We start from the raw sequence: 19,722 nt of genomic DNA on the forward strand, positions 1-19,722 counted from the left end.
AAGTTTTCACTAGATTTTGGTCTACGGCTTCCGGTAGTGGGGTACTGACGTATCGGATGAATTCGCGGTTGCCGCCGGCTTTTCAACCGGCGGCGCGCTCGCTTCATCGGTGCTTCGCTCAATGCCCCGGCCGTTCGCCCACTGCGACCGGCGCATGCTTCGTCTGCCGGCTCAACATCAGCGTAACGACCGCCGACACCGCCAACGTCGCCCCGACCACATAAAGCCCTGCCGTATAGCCGCCCGTCACGTGCTTGAGCCAGCCGATCGCAAACGGCCCGACGAAGCCGCCGAGATTGCCGATCGAGTTGATCATGGCAATGCCCGCCGCCGCCCCGGCGCCCGACAGGAACACGCTCGGCATCGCCCACAGCGGCGCCTTCGCGGCGCTGATTCCGACGTTCACGACGACGAGCGCAAGCACGATCATCAACGCGGTGGTCGCATTACCGGCGAACACGAAGCCAAAGCACGCAAGCGCACACGGAATCACGACGTGCCACGTCCGTTCGTCGGTGCGATCCGAGTGCTTCGCCCATAGCACCATCGCGATCACCGCGAGCACGCTCGGCACGCCGGCGAGCAGCCCGGTTTCGAACGTGCCGAAACCGTATTGGCGGATGATCAGCGGCGCCCACAAGCCGAGGGTATAAAGTCCCGCCGACGTGCCGAAGTAGATCAGCGCGAGCGCGAGCACGCGCGGATCGCGCAACGCGCTGAGCGCGCCGGCCGTGTGGCCCGCATGCGCGTGCCGCGCGTCGGCTTCGAGCTTCAGCCTCGCGATCAGCCAGTCGCGCTCTTCGGGCTGCAGCCACTCGGCTTGCGCGGGCTTGTCGGTCAGATACTTGAGCACGCAGAAGCCGAGGATGATCGCGGGCAATGCTTCGAGTATGTAGAGCATTTGCCAGTCGACGAGTCCGGCAATCGGCGGCAGCTTCATGATCGCGCCGGAGATCGGCGAGCCGATCGCGGTCGAGATCGGCGCGGCGGCCATGAACCACGCCGCCGCGACCGCACGCTGCCGCGCCGGAAACCACAGGCTCAGATACAGGATGATGCCGGGAAAGAAGCCCGCTTCCGCGACGCCGAGAATGAAGCGCAGCGCGTAGAAACTGGTCGGCCCGACGACGAACGCCGACGCGAGCGACACGAGCCCCCACGACACCATCACGCGAGCAATCCAGCGCCGCGCGCCGACCTTGTGCAGGATCAGGTTCGACGGCACTTCGAACAGAAAATAGCCGATGAAAAAGAGCCCGCCGCCGAGGCCGAACGCGGTCGGCGAAAGACCGATCGCCTTGTTCATCGACAACGCGGCGAAGCCCACATTCACGCGATCGAGAAAGCTCACGAAGTACAACAGCATGACGAACGGGATGATCCGCAGCATCAGCTTGCGGGACACCCGGCTTTCGAGTTCCGAAGTCATTGTCTCCTCCTGCGGCGCGCGGCAGTGGACCGCGCGCGAGCCTCGCGCCGGCCGACGTTGGGCCGAGCTAGTCGAGTCAAGGTTGGGTGCCGGCCACGTGATGGCCGGGTTGTAGACCGCGCGCCTGGTTTGCGCCCGGTTCCCGCTCAGTCCTGTTCAGTTCACGCGGAGCCGGCGCTCAAGCCGCGTTTGCCGCGGGCGTCGCCGCCCGCTCGATGAACGCGCACACGGCCGCCGTCACCTGCGCGGTCGTGGCCGTGCCGCCGAGGTCGCGTGTATGCAACGCGTTGTTCGCGGTGACCGCCTCGACGGCCTGCATTACGCGCCTGGCCGCGTCGAATTCGCCGAGGTGTTCGAGCAGCATCACGACCGACCAGAACGTGCCGACCGGATTCGCGAGCCCCTTGCCCATGATGTCGAACGCGGAGCCGTGGATCGGCTCGAACATCGACGGATAGCGGCGCTCCGGATCGATGTTGCCGGTCGGCGCGATGCCGAGGCTGCCGGCGAGCGCAGCCGCGAGGTCGCTGAGAATATCGGCGTGCAGATTGGTGGCGACGATCGTGTCGAGCGTCGCGGGACGATTGACCATGCGCGCGGTCGCCGCGTCGACGAGTTCCTTGTCCCACGTGACGTCCGGAAACTCCTTCGAGATTTCGACCGCGATTTCGTCCCACATCACCATCGCATGACGCTGCGCGTTGCTCTTCGTGATCACGGTCAACAGCTTGCGCGGGCGCGACTGCGCGAGGCGGAACGCGAAGCGCATGATGCGCTCGACGCCGGCGCGCGTCATGATCGACACGTCGGTCGCGGCTTCGATCGGATGGCCTTGATGCACGCGGCCGCCGACGCCCGAATATTCACCCTCCGAATTTTCGCGGACGATCACCCAGTTCAGATCCTCGGGCTTGCAGTACTTCAGCGGTGCGTCGATGCCGGGCAGGATGCGCGTCGGGCGCACGTTCGCGTATTGGTCGAAGCCCTGGCAGATTTTCAGTCGCAGACCCCACAGCGTGATGTGATCGGGAATGTCCTTGTCGCCCGCCGAGCCGAACAGGATCGCATCTTTGTTGCGGATCGCGTCGAGCCCGTTGGCCGGCATCATCACGCCGTGCTGGCGGTAGTAGTCGCCGCCCCAGTCCAAGTTCTCGAACTCGAACGTGAAGGCGTGCGTGGTCTTCGCGAGCGCCTCGAGCACCTGCGCGCCGGCCGGCACGACCTCCTTGCCGATGCCGTCGCCGGGGATGGTTGCGATGCGATAGGTCTTCATGTCTGCGTCCTGTGCTTGGGGAATGGCGTGAGTGGACTCTAGCGCGATCCCACGGGTAAAAACCGGTGCTAAACTCAAAGCATCTTTAACTTGCATTCACAAATGCGAAGGCGCGGAAAAGACGATGCGCGACACCGTCCAGCCAGCCGATCTGGGCTTTTTCTCGACGCTCGCCGCGAGCGGCAGCCTCAGCGCGGCCGCACGCGAACTGGGGCTGACCGCGGCGGCCGTCAGCAAGCGCCTGACCCAGATGGAGCAGCGCGCGGGCGTCGCACTCGTGAACCGCACGACGCGCCGCATGATGCTGACGCCCGAAGGCGAGCTATACCTCGACCGCGCGCGGCGGATTCTTGACGAGATCGACGAACTGGCCGAACTGCTCGGCTCGGCGAAGAAGACACCGAAGGGCTTGCTGCGCGTGAACGCGACGCTCGGCTTCGGGCGCAGCCATGTCGGGCCGGCGATCTCGCGCTTCGTCGCGCGGTATCCGCAGGTGTCGGTTCAACTGCAGTTGTCGGTCACGCCTCCGCCGCTTACCGACGACAGCTTCGACGTCTGCATCCGCTTCGGCGAGCCGCCCGATACGCGCGTGGTCGCGCGCCGGCTTGCGCCGAACCGGCGTCTGCTGTGCGCGGCGCCGTCGTATCTCGCGGCGCACGGCATGCTGCTCACGGCGCACGATCTGACGCGCCACAACTGCATCGGCATTCGTCAGGGCGACGAAGCGTACGGCGTGTGGCGGCTGACCTCGGGACGCGGCGCCGCGCGCAAGACCGAGGCGGTGCGGATCAAGGGCACGCTGACCACCAACGACGGCGAGATCGCCGTCAAATGGGCGCTCGAAGGACACGGCATCCTGATGCGCGCGGAATGGGACATCCGGCAGTATCTGACGGAAGGATCGCTCGTCCAGTTGCTCCCCGATCACGACACACCGAACGCGGATATCTTCGCGGTGTATTCGCCGCGGCATCAGATGTCGAATCGTATTCGCGCGTTCGTGGAGTTTATTGCGCGGGAGTTGGGCGGTGAGGTGGGGGGTGGGGGCGTAGTGCAGCACAGCGGTTGACTCGAGGTGGAGCTACCCGACACATTGCATCACATTGAAGAGGTTGTTTCTCGCTCGCGAGAAGCTGAATCGCAATCTGGACGGCCTTGTCAGCGGATCGTCACTATCTGGGAATCGAGTACTGCTTGTCTTGATGGGCTGGGTTCGATAGTGTGCGCGTTACTATCCGTATCCGTTTCCGTCGCGGCATTGGTATCCGCGTTGATGACGGCACCCGATACTATGTTGTCGAATAAGGCGCTTTTCCTGGCAGTTTGCCTCGTGGCAAGAAGTGCCGCGTGCGCTTCGCTAACACAGGTCCAGTTTAAATGTCCATCCACGAGCCACACGGACCCTCCCGACCTTGCGAAAGTATTGATTAATCTTGCCAACGGACAGTCCAAAGGATAAGCGACAGAGGTAAATCGCGAAAGTGGCCGCACAAAGGCTGTGCTGCCACGCGGTTCGATGCGTGCGGTTGTTGGCTCTCGACCCACATGTTCTAATGGGGTCATCTATTTCCGGTGCCCTGCCCTCGTCATGCCATTATTCGAGCCCGTCACGCTGACTACCCCACGCCTCGTTCTGCGGCCGCTTCGTCATGAAGACGCGCAACCACTGTTCGCGATCTGGTCGGACGCGGATGCGATGCGCTATTTTTCGTCTCCGGCGATGACTTCCCTGGATCAGGCAACGGATCGAGTCGCACGTAAATTGAAGACGTCAACTGGCGGCCAAGACTTCCATCTGTGCAGTCGAGTTGCAGACAACCGGCGAAGTGCTCGGTGATTGCGCTCTCTTTCATGCAGACGAGCAATGCCGACGCACGGAGGTAGGCTTTGGTCTGCAACGCAAGCATTGGGGAAACGGATATATGAGTGAGGCGGTTTCCGCGCTGATCGAGCACGCGTTCGGCACGCTGAATTTACGCCGGATTGAGGCGGATATCGACCCACGAAATGTAGCCTCGGCGCTTCTTCTCGAACGGCTCGGATTTGTCCGCGAAGGGTTGTTGCGTGATCGCTGGATAGTTGGCGATGAGGTGTCGGATAGCGCGCTGTACGGGCTGCTCGAATGTGATCGTCGGGCGTAGATGGCCACTGGCTGACGCCAGGATGTGAGCTTGACGCTGCGCCGTGAGCGACCGGAATTCTCTCTGATTGTCGCGAATTTACGCGGCGGCGTCGACTGACCGGAGTTGGCTGAAACCGGCGAAACTGGTCCCGACCGTCATTGACGAAAAGATTCTGCCGCACGGCTCAGGTTTGCCGCTACCGGATTTCCTCGTAACCTTCGTGCTCGAACGATAAACGCACCCCAGACTACAGCGTGGTCCCTTTATGAAGAATTACTTCGACAGCCCCTTCAAGGGGAAGCCGCTTTCAGAGCAGGTAACCAATCCCAACATCATCGTGGGGCGTTACAGCTACTACTCTGGCTACTATCACGGACACTCCTTTGATGACTGTGCACGCTACCTGTTGCCAGACCGCACAGGTGTCGACAGGCTGATCATCGGTAGCTTCTGCTCTATCGGAAGTGGTGCGACGTTCATGATGGCGGGCAACCAGGGGCACCGGAACGATTGGGTAACCACATTTCCCTTCTTCTACATGACGGAAGAACCGGCGTTTGCTGACGCCTGCGATGCATTCGAAGCCGCCGGCGATACGGTTGTCGGGAATGACGTCTGGATCGGTTCCGAATCGATGATCATGCCAGGTGTTCACATCGGTCACGGTGCCGTGATCGGGAGTTGCGCCGTTGTCACGAAGGACGTTGAACCCTATACGATCATCGGCGGGAATCCGGCAAAGCCGATCCGAAAGCGCTTTTCGGACGATGAGATCGGGATGCTCCTTGAGATGAACTGGTGGGACTGGCCGCTGGACGAGATCGCCAAGTCGATGAAGTTGCTCTGTGCCACGGATATCGCAGCATTGTATGAACGCTGGAGCAACTCATCGTTATCGGGTCGCTAACACTCGCGTCGACCGACACGCACGCAGTTGACGATCTGGGCATTGACCTTGACTGGCCGATGTTGGCCGAACGCGGGCCGACGGCGAACGCACCAAACCGACCCACTTCGGACTTTCGACGTTCCACAAAACGGACGTTCGACCTCCTGATCCTTGTGACCACCCACGCGGCTAGGGGGCCGTCGAAATTGCGCGTTGCACGTTGGGATCGAAGTGGTTCCGATACCAATCAATCATTCCCCGCATATACGGTTCGGCCGGTGGCATATCCCCAGCGCCTATAAGTTCTGCACATGCGGCGGCTACCGCAGTGAGAATCCGCGCCGCTTCCGGAACATAAGGTAGGTCGAGATCCTTGTCTTGACGCGCCCGGATTACTTCGTAGCGGGCACCCTCGGGTAACGTCCACGCGCTAATCAGGAACTCCTGCACGCTCACTTGCTGTCCGTTTACTTGGACAGAACGACTGCGGTGCTCTGCGGCATAGCCTGCCTGTTCCAAACGCTCGCAGCTATCGATAGCCGCATTTAAAACTTCACGAATCAATCGCCAATCAGTTTTCATTTCACGCCCCACGTTGGCTTCGATAAAGCGTTCAAGACGTCGGATCGTTAGAATCGACGCTAAATAATTGTCGCCGGTTCAAGGCGCCGCGTCGAATGCCGTTGTTGGCCGATCACAGCCCATTGCTATCTTTATCTTGAAGTCTCACGCCACGCGTATCACGACCGTTCTGATGATGGACAAGCGAAGCGACTCTCCCACTTCGGTCTTTTTCAAAGGTCACTTGAGCATCGATGATTTTCAGGAAGAACCGATCTACGCTTTCCGGGAAAATCTCGTGTTTTGGTTGACTGCCATATTGGGCAAAGAGTTGTTCACCCTCAATGGTGATCAGTACCTCCATCGGGCTCATAAGTTGAAATCGTCCAACGCACGCTTCCTTCGCCGCAAGTGATAGGGAAATCGGTCGACGCTCGGGTTCGTAGCGAAGCGAGCCGATCGCCTTTGCGTGCAACGGGCGTTCGGTCACCCCGTCAGGATGGCCTTCCAGTTGATATGCAGTAGCACCCTCGCGCCAGGATAGCACCGCTGCGATAGCGTCGCCCTCATACAATACCGCCGCATCGTCGTCGATTGCGATCGCCGAAGGCATCGCGAGTATCCGCATCGTTTGCAGTAGTTCTTTTCGGCGAGTTCCGTCACCCGCATGAAAATGGACGTCGCAGTTGCCCGGTAGAATTCCGAGGCCGGGGGGAAGCGGAAGATTGCGATTGGCTGGCGACGGTACGTGATGGTCAAACCAGCAAATCGCCCCAGCGCTCATCCCGGACAACAGGACGCCACTTTCCCACGCTTGTCTGAGCACCTTATCCAGACCCCACTCTTTCCACAGCGCCAATGCGCATCGTGGATTGCCGCCGCTGACGAAGATCGCGTCCTGCTGAAGCAGATGCGCTGCGGCATTATCCGCCCGAACGCAGTGGGTGCCTGCCACGCCGTAGAAGGTAACGTTGGAGGTTTGGCAACCGAGCTTCCCGTAAATGGCATCAAAATCATTGATTAACATTGGCGGGTCAGCGGCCGGGGTAGAGAGAAGACAAATTCTGGGATTTGGTTTCCCGGTCAGGTCGCGAATATATGTAGCGGCGAGGAACTCCGACTCGCCGTTGGAAAATCCACCAATCGCAAGAATTCGCCGCATATAAACCCTCTCCCGGATAACGTCATCGCATGCAAGACATAACAGTTTGACATTGTCAGCGATCTGTCCGCTGAGGTCGATCGTCCGCTGTTGGCCGGTCAGGGTCTCATGCGTTTTGCATGTGCGGCCGGCGCATCGAAATTACGGGCGGCGTGCATCCGATAGCAACAGGTTAAGCGGCAGCAAGACTTCAACGCCCGCAAATGGTTTCGAACCTGCTCGGAAATATCGCGTATCCGTGCGAAGCCACCTCTCACGCGGCAATGCGTTTCTGCATGAACACGCTCAGCGGGTCGTTCGCGTAATCGCCAAACGGTCCCCGACGCTCATAGCCAGTTGATTCGTACAACGCCAGCGCCTCGTGTTGGTACGGTCCTGTTTCGAGCTTGATCAGCTTGCACCCAACGTCTCTTGCCCGCGACTCAAGCTGTGCCATGAGCTTTTTCGCGACACCTTGACCTCGGCCGCGAGGACTTACGTACATGCGTTTGAGTTCGCCAAAATCAGAGTGGAGGACTATCGCCCCACAGCCGATTGCGTGACCCTCAACGTCCCGCGCAACGGCGAACAGGACATTAGGAAGCTTCAACGATGCGAGGTCGAGAGCGTGCCTGCTCTCCGGCGGGTACAGGGTGTCTTGGTACACGTCCAGATCTGCAATGAGGGCGATCACGTCAGGTTGATCGGGTGATTCGAAGGCGATAGTCATGGCTGAAGAAGCGGGTCGAATGGGAGAGCAGATTGCCGGACGACGAGCGAAGACGACGGCTATCCGTATTCATTTGACCGTTGTCGACGATCTATCCAGCGTTGTCGAAGGTCTCAAATTGGCCGGTCCGTGCCGGTGATCTAGCCACGACACACCAGTCAATATGGGCTCTCCTCGTCGATGAGCTCAACAAGATGCGCTCTATTGACGGGCGCAGCATAAGGCTCGGGCCAGTATTCGACAATCTTAGTAATCTTCCCGGCTTCGACTGAGAAAAACGATATGGCTTGCGCCGTCACCGCACCGTCGGTAACGGTCACATCGGATACTGCTTCATGACCGGTGTTGGCGACGACTCGGTTCACCGTAAAGCGCCAGGGCCCTTCTGCCGGATACTCCGAGTTCATTTGCGCAAACCGCGCCGCGCCTCTGATGCGTTCGTTCGACTGGGGCCATTCGAGGATGAATTGCTCACTTAGCACTGACTCGACTGACGCAAAGTCGTTTGAGCCCATGAGTGTCCAAAATTCGTGGACGAGCGTCGAGATATCAGTAACAGTTGCTGTCATAGCTCTTCTGCGTCAGTCTGAATTAAGAGAATTTCGAAGGCTGATTGTCGACGATTCGGCCGGTCGTGTCGAACGTCTCAAAGTGGCCGCGCGCTGCCTCATGCGATTGGCATATGCGGCCTGAGCCTCGCGAGGCTGCGACCGGTTGAATCCGCCTCCGCCACCGGCCGCTGCCGATCACGCGTAGCTGGCTTGCCATCAGCTTTTAGAACTTGCGGAACAAATCGTCGATCGAATACGGTAATGCCAGTTCGGGCATTTCGTGCCTTTTGAAATACCGGGTGACCTTGGTTTCGGTGTCGGTAGGAATTCCGGATCCGCCAGTGATCTTGCACTGAAACAACGTCGCAACGTATTCAACCTGATCGCCATTGGGATACGTGTACCGGAATGCTCGGCCGCCGAAGACGCCGAGAATGCCATGAATGCGGATGGCGTATCCGGTCTCTTCCATCACCTCCCGGGCAATTGCTTCTTGGGGGCTTTCACCCAGTTCAACTCCCCCGGCTGGCAAACTCCAAGCCTCATCCTAAGATTTCTCTTGCAAGAGAAGTCTGCCCTCGTGATCGTGAATCACGGCCGCAACCGACGGGCTCAGTATCAATCCATTACCGACCTTCTGTCTTAACCAACCGATGTAGCTCTCGTCATTCAAAATGCCACCCGCATAGGAAAGTCGAACCGTTGAGATGGAAAACCGAACCTCGGCATCGGAGGCGATTGTCGCGGATCTGAACGGCCTTGTCGAACGGCCGAAAGTGGCCGAACTCCGCAGTACATGGTTAGGCGTCTGGACGCTCGAACTTCTGTCGCCGACTCCAGCGATGGGCCGCGCCCTATGAATACCAATGCAGCCTAGCTTTCTTCCTGTGTTTCGATTGGCTGACGCACATAGTAGATATCCCATTCTCCTTCGTCAGCCTTTACAAATCCATACCGCTGGTAGAAGCGGTTTGAATCACTGCCTCGTAGAGCACCGAGGCGGATTGGCATGCGTTGCGCGTCGGCATTCGCGAAGACGTCCCGCAAGACGGCTGCGCCGATTCCTTTCCCTTGGTGCGCCGGCAGAATGTAAAGATGGTCCAGTAGCCAGTAGTCTGCCTGTGGGCGAATGAGGATAAAGCCCGACCGAACGCCATCGACCTCTATGAATCGACACCGCGCAGGGTCGAATGACCTGAGGAAGCGCTCGCGGGCACGCTGCGGGTCGAAACGACTGATGCGCTCCAGACTCTCGCGCATCGCGGCGATACGGATGGCGACCAGTATGTCGGCGTCGGACTCGGTTGTATCGGAAAAGGCGATGTTCATTGGGAACGGCTTCCGGTCAAAGGATTCGCGAGGCTTACTTCTTGTGCGAATACTATCGCGCCGAATCGATTGTCACCAATTTGCACTTTCGGGCCGAAGGTCCGTATATGTATATGGACTCCTCCTCGTTTGCAAACATGTCGCCTATCAAGCCTCATTGTCGATCGCTCACGTATATCCGGTCTCGTACAAATGTGCCTCTGCGAGGCAACGGACCCTGATGGGCTATTCGCGCGCTGACTCCCAATCGCTCCTACGGGCTCGAGGCCTCGGTCCTTCGCGGGTTTGATCAGCGCCGGTTCGACCTGTTGGCCATCGTGCGGCTTGTTTGGCAATCGTGGATGAAGGTACAGCTGGTTGCTCTCGGTTTCAGTGCGCAGCAAGCTCCGGCTGATAGTCAGTTTCCCTTGTGATCATCGCCCAGGCAATTCGAGCCGTCTTGTTTGCCAGTGCCACGGCTGCAATATTCGGGTGCCGGTCTCCCGCTATGCGCATAATCCACAGACTTAGTGCATCAGTCCGTCGTCTGGCCATCTGGATCATCGCGCGCGCACCGTGAATTAACAGGCAGCGCACGTAGGCGTCGCCTCCCTTACTAATTCCTAGCAGCCGTTCCGAGCGACGCGGCCATCTGTCGGCCATTGGCGAACTGTCTGGCATCGCCCACGGTTGCGATTAGCGCGGTTGCTACCATCGGCCCGATACCACGTAGTTGCTGCAGACGTCTAGCTACTGGATCGGATGCGGCAATTGCGGCAATTTCGCGGTCGAGTTCGCGGATCCGGTCGTCCAGGGAACGCAGATCTTCCCACAGCCCCGTGAGCAGGCGCCGGAAACGGTCGCTCAGACCGCTGTTCACGTCTTCCAGCCAAACAGGAACAGCGCGGCGCAACTGGAGAATCTCTCTGGGCGCCACGATGCCGTACTCGGAGGTCAGGCCGCGGATCTGATTTGCCTTTGCGTTACGTTGCTCCATCAATCCGGCGCGAACGCGGTGAACTGCCTGCACGTCTTGCTGCCCGATGGTCTTGACGGCGACGAAACGCATGCCTGGCCGACTCATCGCTTCACAGATAGCTTCGGCGTCGTTTGCGTCGTTTTTGTTACTCTTGACGTACGGCTTCACAAACTGCGGGGCGATCAGCTTGACCGTGTATCCGATCACCTGAAGACGCCGCGCCCAATGATGTGCACCGCTGCAGGCTTCCATCCCTATCACGGCGCGCAAAGGAACGGTTCGCTGCAAGACGTCCAGCCATTCCCTACGGGTAGGCTTGCGGCGCCACACCGGCTTCTCGCTTCGATCGACGCCGTGCACCTGGATAACGTTTTTTGCGAGATCAATCCCAACGCGAATAATGTCCATCTCGGGTTCCTCCTCGTTGACCGGTCGAACACGTCGTTAATCATGCGCCGTGCGCTAGTCGGGCAAGGAGGAGTCCATATACGGCCCTTCGCAAAGGTCGTAATTAGGACATTGAGATGTCGGCTTCGATCAGTTAACGGTCGATCACAGACTCATTTCTGCGCGGCGCTTCCGATTCCTTGATGTGTCGCTGCCCTCTGTAATGCCCAGCAGGAAGCTGTCAAACTGCTGACTTCGGCGCGGCCCTGTCTGCGCGGCTTTCACCCCTACTCGGTAAAGTTGGCGTACTACCAAAATCTCGCGATGCGGCTGCACGCGAACGGCGGGACGGCCGGCACGAAAGCATTGCCCCGACGGTTTCCGTCGCCGGCAGCGCCCGGCGTTGAGAAACGCGCGAAAGATGCGACCATACAGCCGTGGCCGGCTGCTCGCTACGTCAAGATGCGCAACGCGATTGCGCCCGCCAGGCACACAGTGCGGGACTGCTGCGGGCTTGCCGCTATACTTCCCCCTCCACCAACGGACACGTAGCCGGCACACATGGCCACGTTCGTGCAATTCGTCTTGCAACTGGACCAGGACCTCGAAGCGCTGCTGGTCCAGCATGGGCCGTTGGCCTACGCAATCCTCGGGGTGATCGTCTTCTGCAGTGTCGGCGTACTGCCGCTCGTCATTCTGCCCGCGGACATGCTCCTGTTCCTGTCCGGCGCGCTCGCTGCCGTCGGCGTGCTGCAGCCTGTGTGGCTCGCGCCGTTGCTGGTCGCGGCCGCGGTTGCAGGAAAAGTGTTCAACTATGCGCTGGCACGTGCCGTCGCGTCGGTATGGAACCCGAAGCGCAGCGGCTGGATCGACAAGGTGACTGCGCGAACGCGCGCGCTCTACGTACGTCACGGCGCCGCGCTGCTGCTGTACTCTCCGTTCATCGCAATCGTCCGGGCGGTCGCGCCCGCGCTCGCCGGCGCGACGAAGATGCCGGTTCGCCGCTTCGTGCGCTTCGCGACCGGCGGCGCGGTGATCTGGATAGGCTCACTTGCGGGTTCCGGGTATTTTTTCGGCAACGTGCCGTGGGTCCGCTCGCACCTGCCGGCTGCGATGGCGATCGTGATCGGCGCGGGTGTCGTCGCGTTCGTCGTCAGCCTGCTGTGGCGAGGACGGCGCAAGCGCCGCACCACCGACCCGACGCTACCCGACGAAAAGTCCCGCTGCGACTGACGCGGCGGCCCACAACCCGCCAGGCAGCGATGCTCGCGAGGAAACGCATGAACCCGGGTCTGCTGAAATGCACATGTGCGGCCGTGCTCGCCACACTGCTCGGGTGGGGACTGTATGTCGGCCGCCCCGTGCTGGTGCCAATTGCGTTCGGCATCATCGCGACGTACGTGGTCTTCGGTCTCGCCAACCTGCTGCGCCGCATTCCCTACCTCGGTGCACGCCTGCGGGACGGCCTGCGCCACGCGATCGCTGCGACGCTGATGCTCTTCACGGTCTACCTGTCGGTCGACCTGCTGCTGTCCGACAGGGACCGGCTGATGGCCGTCGCGCCGAAGTACGAGGCGACGCTGCTCGTACTGTTTACGAAGTTCGCCGCGCTGCTGCACATCGAAACGGAGGCCAACTGGGCTGCGATCCGCCGCGACCTGTTAGCGAGCGTCAACGTGCAGGCGATCATAACCGCCACGCTGTCGTCGGTGTCGTCGCTGCTCGCGGCGATCATCGTCGTGCTGCTTTATGCGACGTTCTTTCTCATCGAGCACGCGAAATACCGCCGCAAGCTCGTGAACTTCGCGGGCGACTCGACGCGGATCGTGTCGGTAATCGACGAGATCAACTCGAAGATCGGCGTCTATCTCGCGATGAAGACCCTGCTCGGCGCGATCCTTGGCATCGCGAGCTGGATCTGCATGCGGCTCGTCGGACTCGAATTCGCGGAGCTTTGGGCGGTGCTGGCCGGCCTACTGAACTTCATCCCGTATGCGGGCTCGTGGATCTCGGTCGCGGTGCCGACGCTGCTCGCCGCGCTGCAATTCGGCCAGTGGAACGCGGCGATCGTGCTGTTCATCTCGCTCACGCTCGCGAACTTCGTGGTCGGCCATCTCCTTGACCCGTGGCTGATGGGCGGCTCAATGAACCTGAGCCCCGCGGTGATCCTGATCAGTCTGGCGGTGTGGTCGTCGATCTGGGGCATCGCGGGCGCCTTCCTCGCAGTGCCGATCACCGTCGGCCTGGTCATCGCGTTTTCCACGTTCGAATCGACACGTCGTTTCGCAGTTCTCCTGACGAACGATGACTAACGTTGTTCGGCTGTCGGTGACGTCCCGCTTTGACAAATCTTGACGGTGGTTACGGGCATCTCGACCAATGAACGCCACGTCGTCGGCTCTGACCGCTTCGCGGGTGGCAATGGCCGCGTCGCATGCTTCCTTGACCTACGCGGCCAATGCGTCAACCGCTGCGATTGTGCGCGCCGGCACCCCATCGGTCCTTTAAGGATGTCAAATTATTCTGGCGTTGCTGCTTCGATCGTCGCGTCTGTCGCCATGATGTACTCCTGCACGTTGCATTTCAAAGTTCAGGTTGATCGGAAGGTTCCAGCACACCACGTTTTCTGCGGGGCGCCCCTGGCCCAGCAACCCGGTTCCAGTCATGTGTCGAGTCCGCTGGGCAACCTCGCCATTTGCCAATCTCATTAACGGCAACTACGTGTGCCACCCGATTTCTATTTTCAGACAGGGTGACAAATATCGAATAAAACCCCCTGATATCGTAAAGTTGAGGAAATAGAGACCGCCTCCATCCCATTAGTCACCAAGGCCGGACCTGACCAAACCGGGTAACGATGCCGAGACCAGACCCCGCGCTGTCCCGCAGCCCGACAACCCCGATGACGCGGCGGCGCCGGCGTCTTCTGATCGTCGGCGCGATCGTGCTCATCGCCGCATTCGGCTGGATGCTCGCGCTCGTGCTCGAGCCCGCGTTCCAGCGCACGATCGTCATCACCACCGGTGCGGACGGCGGCATCTATCGCGGCTTCGCCGATCGCTACGCGCCGGTGCTCAAGCGCGAAGGTATCAAGCTCGACATCCGTAGCTCGTCGGGCTCGGTCGAAAACTACCAGCGGCTCGCGGACCCGGACAGCGCCTATCAGGTCGGCTTCATCCAGTCGGGCACGACCAGTCCGAATGACACCGACAATCTGCAAACCATCGCCGCCGTGTCGTACGAGCCGATCTGGGTGTTCTATCGCGGCGATGCGACGATCGACCGGCTGTCGCAACTGCGCGGCAAGCGCATTTCGATGGGCGTGCCAGGCAGCGGGTTGCTCAACGTCTCGCAGGTGCTGCTTGGCTATAGCGGCGTCACGAGTCAGAACTCGACGCTGCTGCAGATGGACGCGAACGCCGCATACCAGGGGCTCGAAAGCGGTCAGGTCGACGCGGCATTCTTCATTGGCCGGCCCGACGCCGACATGCAGCACACGCTGCTCACCAGCAACCTGAAGCTGATGAGCTTCGCGCAGGCCGATGCACTGGCGCAAAAATTCCCGTCGCTGTCGAAGATCATCTTGCCGCGTGCCTCGACGAGCGTCGCCGACGATCTGCCGCGCAGCGACGTCACGCTGCTTGCGGCGACGGCGCTGCTCGTGTCGAAGGACACGCTGCATCCGGCGCTCGTCTATCTGCTGCTCGACGCGGCGCGCACGGTGCACGGCGCCGAGGACTACTTCACGCCGCTCGGCACGTTCCCCAACGTGAACACCGAAGAATTCCCGATCTCCGACGAAAGCGTGCGGTACTTCAAATCGGGCCGGCCGTTTCTGTATCGCTACCTGCCGTTCTGGCTCGCGAGTCTGATCGAACGGCGGCTGCTGATTCTGGTGCCGTTCCTCGCGCTGCTGATCGGCCTCGCGCAGGCGCTGCCGCGCATGCTCGAAGCGCGTATGAAGAAGCGCCTGTTCGTGTGGTACCGCGCGATCAAGGCGCTGGAGGATGAAGTGTGGAGGAACGCCGAGCCGTCTCGCGCGCAGATCGCGCAATGGAGTGAGGAGATTGAAAGCATCGACGCGAATGCTAGCCAGATCCGAATTCCGTATCGCTACTTTCAGGATGTTTACGCGCTCAAGCAGGCGATCGGCGTCGTGCGCGACCGGATCGCGCATGTAGCGCAGAAAGTGCAGAGGTAGAGACGGCGGTCGCTTAGCCCTGTGCGTTTCCCGGGTATTCACCACCGCGCACCCAGTTGATTTTCCGCACGGCCTCACCGCGGGGGCGCTTGCCGCAGCGCAAGAAAAAAATCTCTGTGAAATCAGTCGAACGATAGGTCGATTCAATTGGCGCGCTCGCGATTCGCATCCTGTAATGGACTCCTACCGTCCGCGTACCATCCATCCAGCCTGCCGTCCTACCCGGAGAGAGACCATGTCCCAGCCTGAGCCGAATGTAGACGAAGTGGTCCGAAGCATCGCCGAGGAAACCGACACGCCGGCGGAAACGGTATCGCGCATGTACGCCGATACGCTCGCCGAATTCCGGAACGAGGCGCGCGTGTTCGACTACGTGCCGCTGTTCGCCGCGAAGAAGGTCCGCAACGAGCTGCTTCACAAGCAACATCGCAAGCACTGACTCGCGGTATGCGGTGATGCATCGGCTCACCGCACTGTCGCACGCGTCGTGGCTCCAGATTTTGCGCGTGGGGTGGAGCTAACAATCGCGTCGCAAATTTTTTATGCTGACGGTTCCACAGCTTTCCAAAGGAGCCGCCCACATGTCCGCCCCGCTGCAGATTCGCGCCGTCACCCGTGACGATTTCGATGCATGGCTCCCGCTATGGGACGCCTACAGCGCGTTTTATGGCCGCTCGGGCGAGAGCGCGTTGCCGCGCGAGATCACGCAAATCACGTGGAATCGCTTTTTCGACGGCTACGAGCCGATGCATGCGTTCGTCGCGGAACGCGCCGGGCAGTTGCAGGGCATCGTGCATTTTCTCTATCACCGTCATACGACGATGGCGGGGCCGATCTGCTATCTGCAGGACCTGTACACGCTCGATAGCGAGCGCGGCAAGGGTGTCGGCCGCGCGCTGATCGAGGCCGTCTATGCGCGCGCAAAAGCCGACGGTGCGCAACGCGTCTACTGGCAGACGCACGAGACGAATCACACCGCGATGCAGCTCTATGACAAGGTCGCAGATAAGTCCGGCTTCGTGGTATATCGCAAAGCGCTCTAACGCACAGCGCTTCATCAGAGAGGCCTATCAACGGCGAGAGGCGCAGCACCCGGTGCGCCTCTCGTGTTTTACTGCTCAAGCGGTCATCACGCAGTCCCGGTCAAGCCTCGAGCTGCTCCAGCACCTTGCCCTTGGTTTCGATACCGAGGAAGTGCACCGCGACCGCCGCGAGGAACGGCACGGCGGCGAGGATATAGAACGCCACTTCCAGGTTGCCGCCGATAATCGTCTTCGACACGATCGCCGGCGCGAAGATCGCCGCTACCTTCAGCCACGCGCCGCCAACACCGCAGCCCATCGCGCGGATGCTGGTCGGGTACAGCTCCGGCGTGTACACATAGGCCGCGATGAAGCCGCTGGCGAGAAAGCCGAGCGCCAGCGCGCAGCAGGTTGCGACCACGTACACCGACGAGCCGTGAAACACACCCGCCATGGCCAGCGACAACGCGCACAGCAGGAACGAGATACTGATGATCGGCTTGCGTCCCACCTTGTCGACCAGTAACGCGCAGGCCAGCGATCCGAGCACGCCGAGCACCAACGCCGCGACCGCAAGTACATCGCCTGCCAGCCGAAGCGCGGCACGATCCAGGCACCGAGCGCGCTCGACGCGAGCAGGCCGATCGGGAGCACGATTTCGTACAGCGCAGGCCGCGTTCGAGGCCGGGCACGAGATATGTCGATCCGCCGGCGCCGTCGTCGTTGGCGGAAGCGGACACGTCCGCGCTCTGCGCGTGCGACTGCGCCGGTTGGTGTTGTGCCGCGGAGGCTGCCGCCGCCCGGGGTTTGACCTGCCTGCGTCCCACTCCTGTCTGCTCTTCTTTTGCCATCCTGGCTGCCGTCTCTATGCGGTTCATCGGGTTCAATTCAGGATGATGCGCGAAGCATGCGGCGAATCAGCCATGCGGGGTGCTATGCTTTGATCCGGTCCGGCGGCGCGGTGTATTCCAGCCGCTCGCTCGCGCCGCCCAAGCGTAGGAGGCCACGTCATGTCCAACGCGGTCCAGATTCAGGTTGCCGACTCGCATCTTTATCCGGGCTGCGCGGTGCGCATCGCGAATCTTCCCGAGCCGGCCTGCGCGTCAAACGTCGCAGAGGCGCGCGTCGAATTCGCGGACGGTTCCGGTGCGCACGCCACCTGCCATCGGCGCGCACATGACGAACTCGAATTGACCGTCGACCGTTATGCGACGCAAAAACGTCATCCGATCGACGCACGGCACTGGCTACTATTGGCCGTCGATGCCACGCATCACAGTTGGCGCGTCAAGCGTCGGCTGCCGTAAAGCCGCGAGGCCTGCCAGCCTCGGCGGACCCGTAACCGGTGTCGCGCGCGCCGCTTCGAGCGGCGCCGATGCGACCGTCACGTCTCCTTCGGAACTCACCGATGACCGACCACGATCCTCACCTGCCGCCGAAACTGGGCAACCCCGATTCAATCGATAGCACCAACGACGCCCCCGACGATCCCGAACGCCGGCGCGTCCTGACCGGTCTCGCGGCGGTCGGCCTCGGCCTTGCGCTGACCGGCTGCAAAACAGGCGAGGAACTCGCGGGCAACGGGCCGCCGCGCAGCGCCGCCGACTTGCGGCTCGACGCTGCGCTGCACGATCAGGTGAAGAACATCGTGGTGATCTACGCGGAGAATCGCAGCTTCGCGAACCTGTACGGCAACTACCCCGGCGTCCAGCATCCGCTCGACGCGGTCACCGCCGAGCAATACGTCCAGCTCGACCGCGATGGCAAGACGCCGCTGCCGCGGCTGCCGGAGATCTGGGGCGGGCTCGTGCCGCAGGCGCAGGAAGTGGACGGCAAGCGCTACATGATCGGCGAAAAGGATCTCGATCATCTGCGCAACCGGCCGTTCCGCATCGTCGACGCGCACGGCGCGCCGCTGCCGACCGGCGTGATCACGCGCGACCTCATCCATCGCTTCTATCAGAACCAGATGCAGATCAACGCGGGGCGCAACAACCAGTTCGCCGCGTGGGGCGATTCCGGCGGCCTTGTGATGGGGCACTACCGCAATTCCGCCGACACGCTGCGTCTGTGGAATCTCGCGCAGCAGTACACGCTGTGCGACAACTTCTTCATGGCCGCCTTCGGCGGCTCCTGGCTGAACCATATCTTCCTGATCTCGGCGCAGGCGCCCTACTATCCGGACATCCACAACAGTCCGGCGAAGAAGATGGTGTCGGTCGTGGAAGGCGACGATCCGACCGGCACCCGTTTGAAGCTCGCGCCCAATTCGCCTGCGTCGGCGCTCGACGGTCCGCCGAAGTTCGTCAATGACGGCGCTTTCACCGCCGACGGCTACGCAGTCAACACGATGGCGCCGCCGTATCAGCCGAGCAGCGTGCGTCCGGCCGAAGGCGGCGACCCGGCTTTCGCGGATCCGTCGAACCCGCGGGTGATGCCGCCGCAGAATTACGCGACGATCGGCGACCGGCTGACCGGCAAGGGCATCGACTGGGCGTGGTACAGCGGCGCGTGGCAATTCGCGCTCGATCATCGCGATACGGGGTCGATGCCCGACTTCCAGTACCACCATCAGCCGTTTAACTACTTCACCAATTACGCGCCGGGCACCGCCGCGCGCAACCGCTATCTGCGCGACGGCGGCATGGGTAACGACGCGTCGACCAATCGCCTGATTGCCGACATCGACGCGGGACGTTTGCCGACCGTGACGTTCTACAAACCGCAGGGCGACCTGAACATGCACGCGGGCTATGCGGACGTCGCCTCGGGCGACCGTCACATCTCGACGCTGATCGAGCACATCCAGCGCGGCCCGCAATGGCAGAACACGGTCGTGATCGTCACTGTCGACGAGAACGGCGGTTGGTGGGACCATGTTGCGCCGCCGATCGGCGATCGCTGGGGTCCGGGTTCGCGCGTTCCCGCGCTCGTGATCTCGCCGCTGGCGAAGAAGGCTTTTGTCGATCACACGGTGTACGACACGAACTCGATTCTGCGTTTCATTAGCCGTGTGCATGGACTTGCGCCACTCGATGGCGTGGTCGCGCGCGACAAGGCATTCGCAAGCAACGGACTCGCGCCGCTCGGCGATCTGACCGCTTCGCTCGATCTCGCTTGAGCGACCC

Annotated in this window: 18 protein-coding genes and 3 pseudogenes; 11 read left to right on the forward strand and 10 right to left on the reverse strand. The window is 61.2% G+C overall.

Translation table 11 applies throughout. The annotated features are described in order from the left end of the window. Nucleotides 1-118 precede the first annotated feature (118 nt). Nucleotides 119-1,429 carry an MFS transporter gene (locus OKW41_RS03325; RefSeq protein WP_429571580.1) on the reverse strand — a complete coding sequence of 437 codons (1,311 nt, stop codon included), beginning with the start codon at nt 1,427-1,429 and terminating at the stop codon, nt 119-121. Nucleotides 1,430-1,607: 178 nt separating this feature from the next. Beyond that, nucleotides 1,608-2,702, reverse strand: coding sequence for a tartrate dehydrogenase (locus tag OKW41_RS03330; protein WP_429571581.1), 1,095 nt, complete (start codon nt 2,700-2,702; stop codon nt 1,608-1,610). Between the two features lie 124 nt (nt 2,703-2,826). Here OKW41_RS03330 and OKW41_RS03335 point away from each other — a divergent pair, with 124 nt between their 5' ends. The 3 genes and pseudogenes from OKW41_RS03335 to catB all read left to right on the forward strand — a co-directional run bounded on the left by OKW41_RS03335 (nt 2,827) and on the right by catB (nt 5,732). Beyond that, nucleotides 2,827-3,771, forward strand: coding sequence for a LysR substrate-binding domain-containing protein (locus tag OKW41_RS03335; RefSeq protein WP_429571582.1), 945 nt, complete (start codon nt 2,827-2,829; stop codon nt 3,769-3,771). A gap of 519 nt (nt 3,772-4,290) precedes the next feature. Next, nucleotides 4,291-4,843, forward strand: a pseudogene (locus OKW41_RS03340) (GNAT family N-acetyltransferase). A gap of 247 nt (nt 4,844-5,090) precedes the next feature. Continuing rightward, nucleotides 5,091-5,732, forward strand: coding sequence for a type B chloramphenicol O-acetyltransferase (catB, locus tag OKW41_RS03345; protein WP_429571583.1), 642 nt, complete (start codon nt 5,091-5,093; stop codon nt 5,730-5,732). A 171-nt stretch (nt 5,733-5,903) separates the two neighbouring features. On the opposite strand, the gene OKW41_RS03350 is transcribed toward catB, so the two are convergent. The 3 genes from OKW41_RS03350 to OKW41_RS03360 form a co-directional block, all read right to left on the reverse strand. Then, nucleotides 5,904-6,296, reverse strand: coding sequence for a hypothetical protein (locus OKW41_RS03350; RefSeq protein ID WP_429444666.1), 393 nt, complete (start codon nt 6,294-6,296; stop codon nt 5,904-5,906). 112 nt (nt 6,297-6,408) lie between these two features. After that, nucleotides 6,409-7,437: a Type 1 glutamine amidotransferase-like domain-containing protein gene (locus OKW41_RS03355; protein ID WP_429571584.1), complete on the reverse strand. Its 1,029-nt coding sequence runs from the start codon at nt 7,435-7,437 to the stop codon at nt 6,409-6,411. Between the two features lie 253 nt (nt 7,438-7,690). Further along, nucleotides 7,691-8,146 carry a GNAT family N-acetyltransferase gene (locus tag OKW41_RS03360; protein WP_429571585.1) on the reverse strand — a complete coding sequence of 152 codons (456 nt, stop codon included), beginning with the start codon at nt 8,144-8,146 and terminating at the stop codon, nt 7,691-7,693. Between OKW41_RS03360 and OKW41_RS03365 the strand changes: the two genes are divergently transcribed. Beyond that, nucleotides 8,145-8,285: a hypothetical protein gene (locus tag OKW41_RS03365; RefSeq protein WP_429571586.1), complete on the forward strand. Its 141-nt coding sequence runs from the start codon at nt 8,145-8,147 to the stop codon at nt 8,283-8,285. The two genes, OKW41_RS03360 and OKW41_RS03365, sit on opposite strands and share 2 nt — an antisense overlap. A 19-nt stretch (nt 8,286-8,304) precedes the next feature. Here the strand turns inward: OKW41_RS03365 and OKW41_RS03370 are convergent, their stop codons facing one another. The 4 genes and pseudogenes from OKW41_RS03370 to OKW41_RS03385 form a co-directional block, all read right to left on the reverse strand. Beyond that, nucleotides 8,305-8,715, reverse strand: a complete 411-nt coding sequence (locus tag OKW41_RS03370) for a nuclear transport factor 2 family protein (RefSeq protein ID WP_429571587.1) — start codon at nt 8,713-8,715, stop codon at nt 8,305-8,307. Between the two features lie 205 nt (nt 8,716-8,920). After that, nucleotides 8,921-9,229, reverse strand: a complete 309-nt coding sequence (locus OKW41_RS03375) for an NUDIX domain-containing protein (RefSeq protein ID WP_429571588.1) — start codon at nt 9,227-9,229, stop codon at nt 8,921-8,923. A gap of 341 nt (nt 9,230-9,570) precedes the next feature. Then, complete coding sequence (locus OKW41_RS03380) at nt 9,571-10,026, reverse strand: GNAT family N-acetyltransferase (protein ID WP_429571589.1); 456 nt, start codon at nt 10,024-10,026, stop codon at nt 9,571-9,573. 369 nt (nt 10,027-10,395) lie between these two features. Beyond that, nucleotides 10,396-11,392: pseudogene (locus OKW41_RS03385) on the reverse strand (IS110 family transposase). Nucleotides 11,393-11,932: 540 nt separating this feature from the next. On the opposite strand from OKW41_RS03385, the gene OKW41_RS03390 reads away from it, so the two are divergent. The 5 genes from OKW41_RS03390 to OKW41_RS03410 all read left to right on the forward strand — a co-directional run bounded on the left by OKW41_RS03390 (nt 11,933) and on the right by OKW41_RS03410 (nt 16,615). Beyond that, nucleotides 11,933-12,604 (forward strand): DedA family protein, encoded by a 672-nt coding sequence (locus OKW41_RS03390; RefSeq protein WP_429571590.1) that lies wholly within the window; start codon nt 11,933-11,935, stop codon nt 12,602-12,604. A 47-nt stretch (nt 12,605-12,651) separates the two neighbouring features. Then, entirely contained in the window at nt 12,652-13,683 is a 1,032-nt protein-coding gene (locus OKW41_RS03395) for an AI-2E family transporter (protein WP_429444684.1), read from the forward strand. Nucleotides 13,684-14,273: 590 nt separating this feature from the next. Continuing rightward, complete coding sequence (locus OKW41_RS03400) at nt 14,274-15,572, forward strand: TAXI family TRAP transporter solute-binding subunit (RefSeq protein ID WP_429571591.1); 1,299 nt, start codon at nt 14,274-14,276, stop codon at nt 15,570-15,572. Nucleotides 15,573-15,807: 235 nt separating this feature from the next. Then, nucleotides 15,808-16,011: a DUF3562 domain-containing protein gene (locus OKW41_RS03405; protein ID WP_429444688.1), complete on the forward strand. Its 204-nt coding sequence runs from the start codon at nt 15,808-15,810 to the stop codon at nt 16,009-16,011. Between the two features lie 142 nt (nt 16,012-16,153). After that, nucleotides 16,154-16,615, forward strand: a complete 462-nt coding sequence (locus OKW41_RS03410; RefSeq protein ID WP_429571592.1) for an N-acetyltransferase family protein — start codon at nt 16,154-16,156, stop codon at nt 16,613-16,615. 100 nt (nt 16,616-16,715) lie between these two features. Here the strand turns inward: OKW41_RS03410 and OKW41_RS03415 are convergent. Continuing rightward, nucleotides 16,716-17,198: pseudogene (locus OKW41_RS03415) on the reverse strand (MFS transporter); the annotation flags it as partial. Between the two features lie 406 nt (nt 17,199-17,604). Here OKW41_RS03415 and OKW41_RS03420 point away from each other — a divergent pair. Together OKW41_RS03420 and OKW41_RS03425 are read left to right on the forward strand one after the other, a co-directional pair. Then, nucleotides 17,605-17,901, forward strand: coding sequence for a hypothetical protein (locus OKW41_RS03420; protein WP_184030734.1), 297 nt, complete (start codon nt 17,605-17,607; stop codon nt 17,899-17,901). Nucleotides 17,902-18,002: 101 nt separating this feature from the next. Beyond that, nucleotides 18,003-19,715, forward strand: a complete 1,713-nt coding sequence (locus OKW41_RS03425) for an acid phosphatase (RefSeq protein ID WP_429571593.1) — start codon at nt 18,003-18,005, stop codon at nt 19,713-19,715. The last annotated feature ends 7 nt before the right edge of the window (nt 19,716-19,722 follow it).

The organism is Paraburkholderia sp. UCT70 (assembly GCF_050434085.1).
Taxonomy (GTDB): domain Bacteria; phylum Pseudomonadota; class Gammaproteobacteria; order Burkholderiales; family Burkholderiaceae; genus Paraburkholderia; species Paraburkholderia tuberum.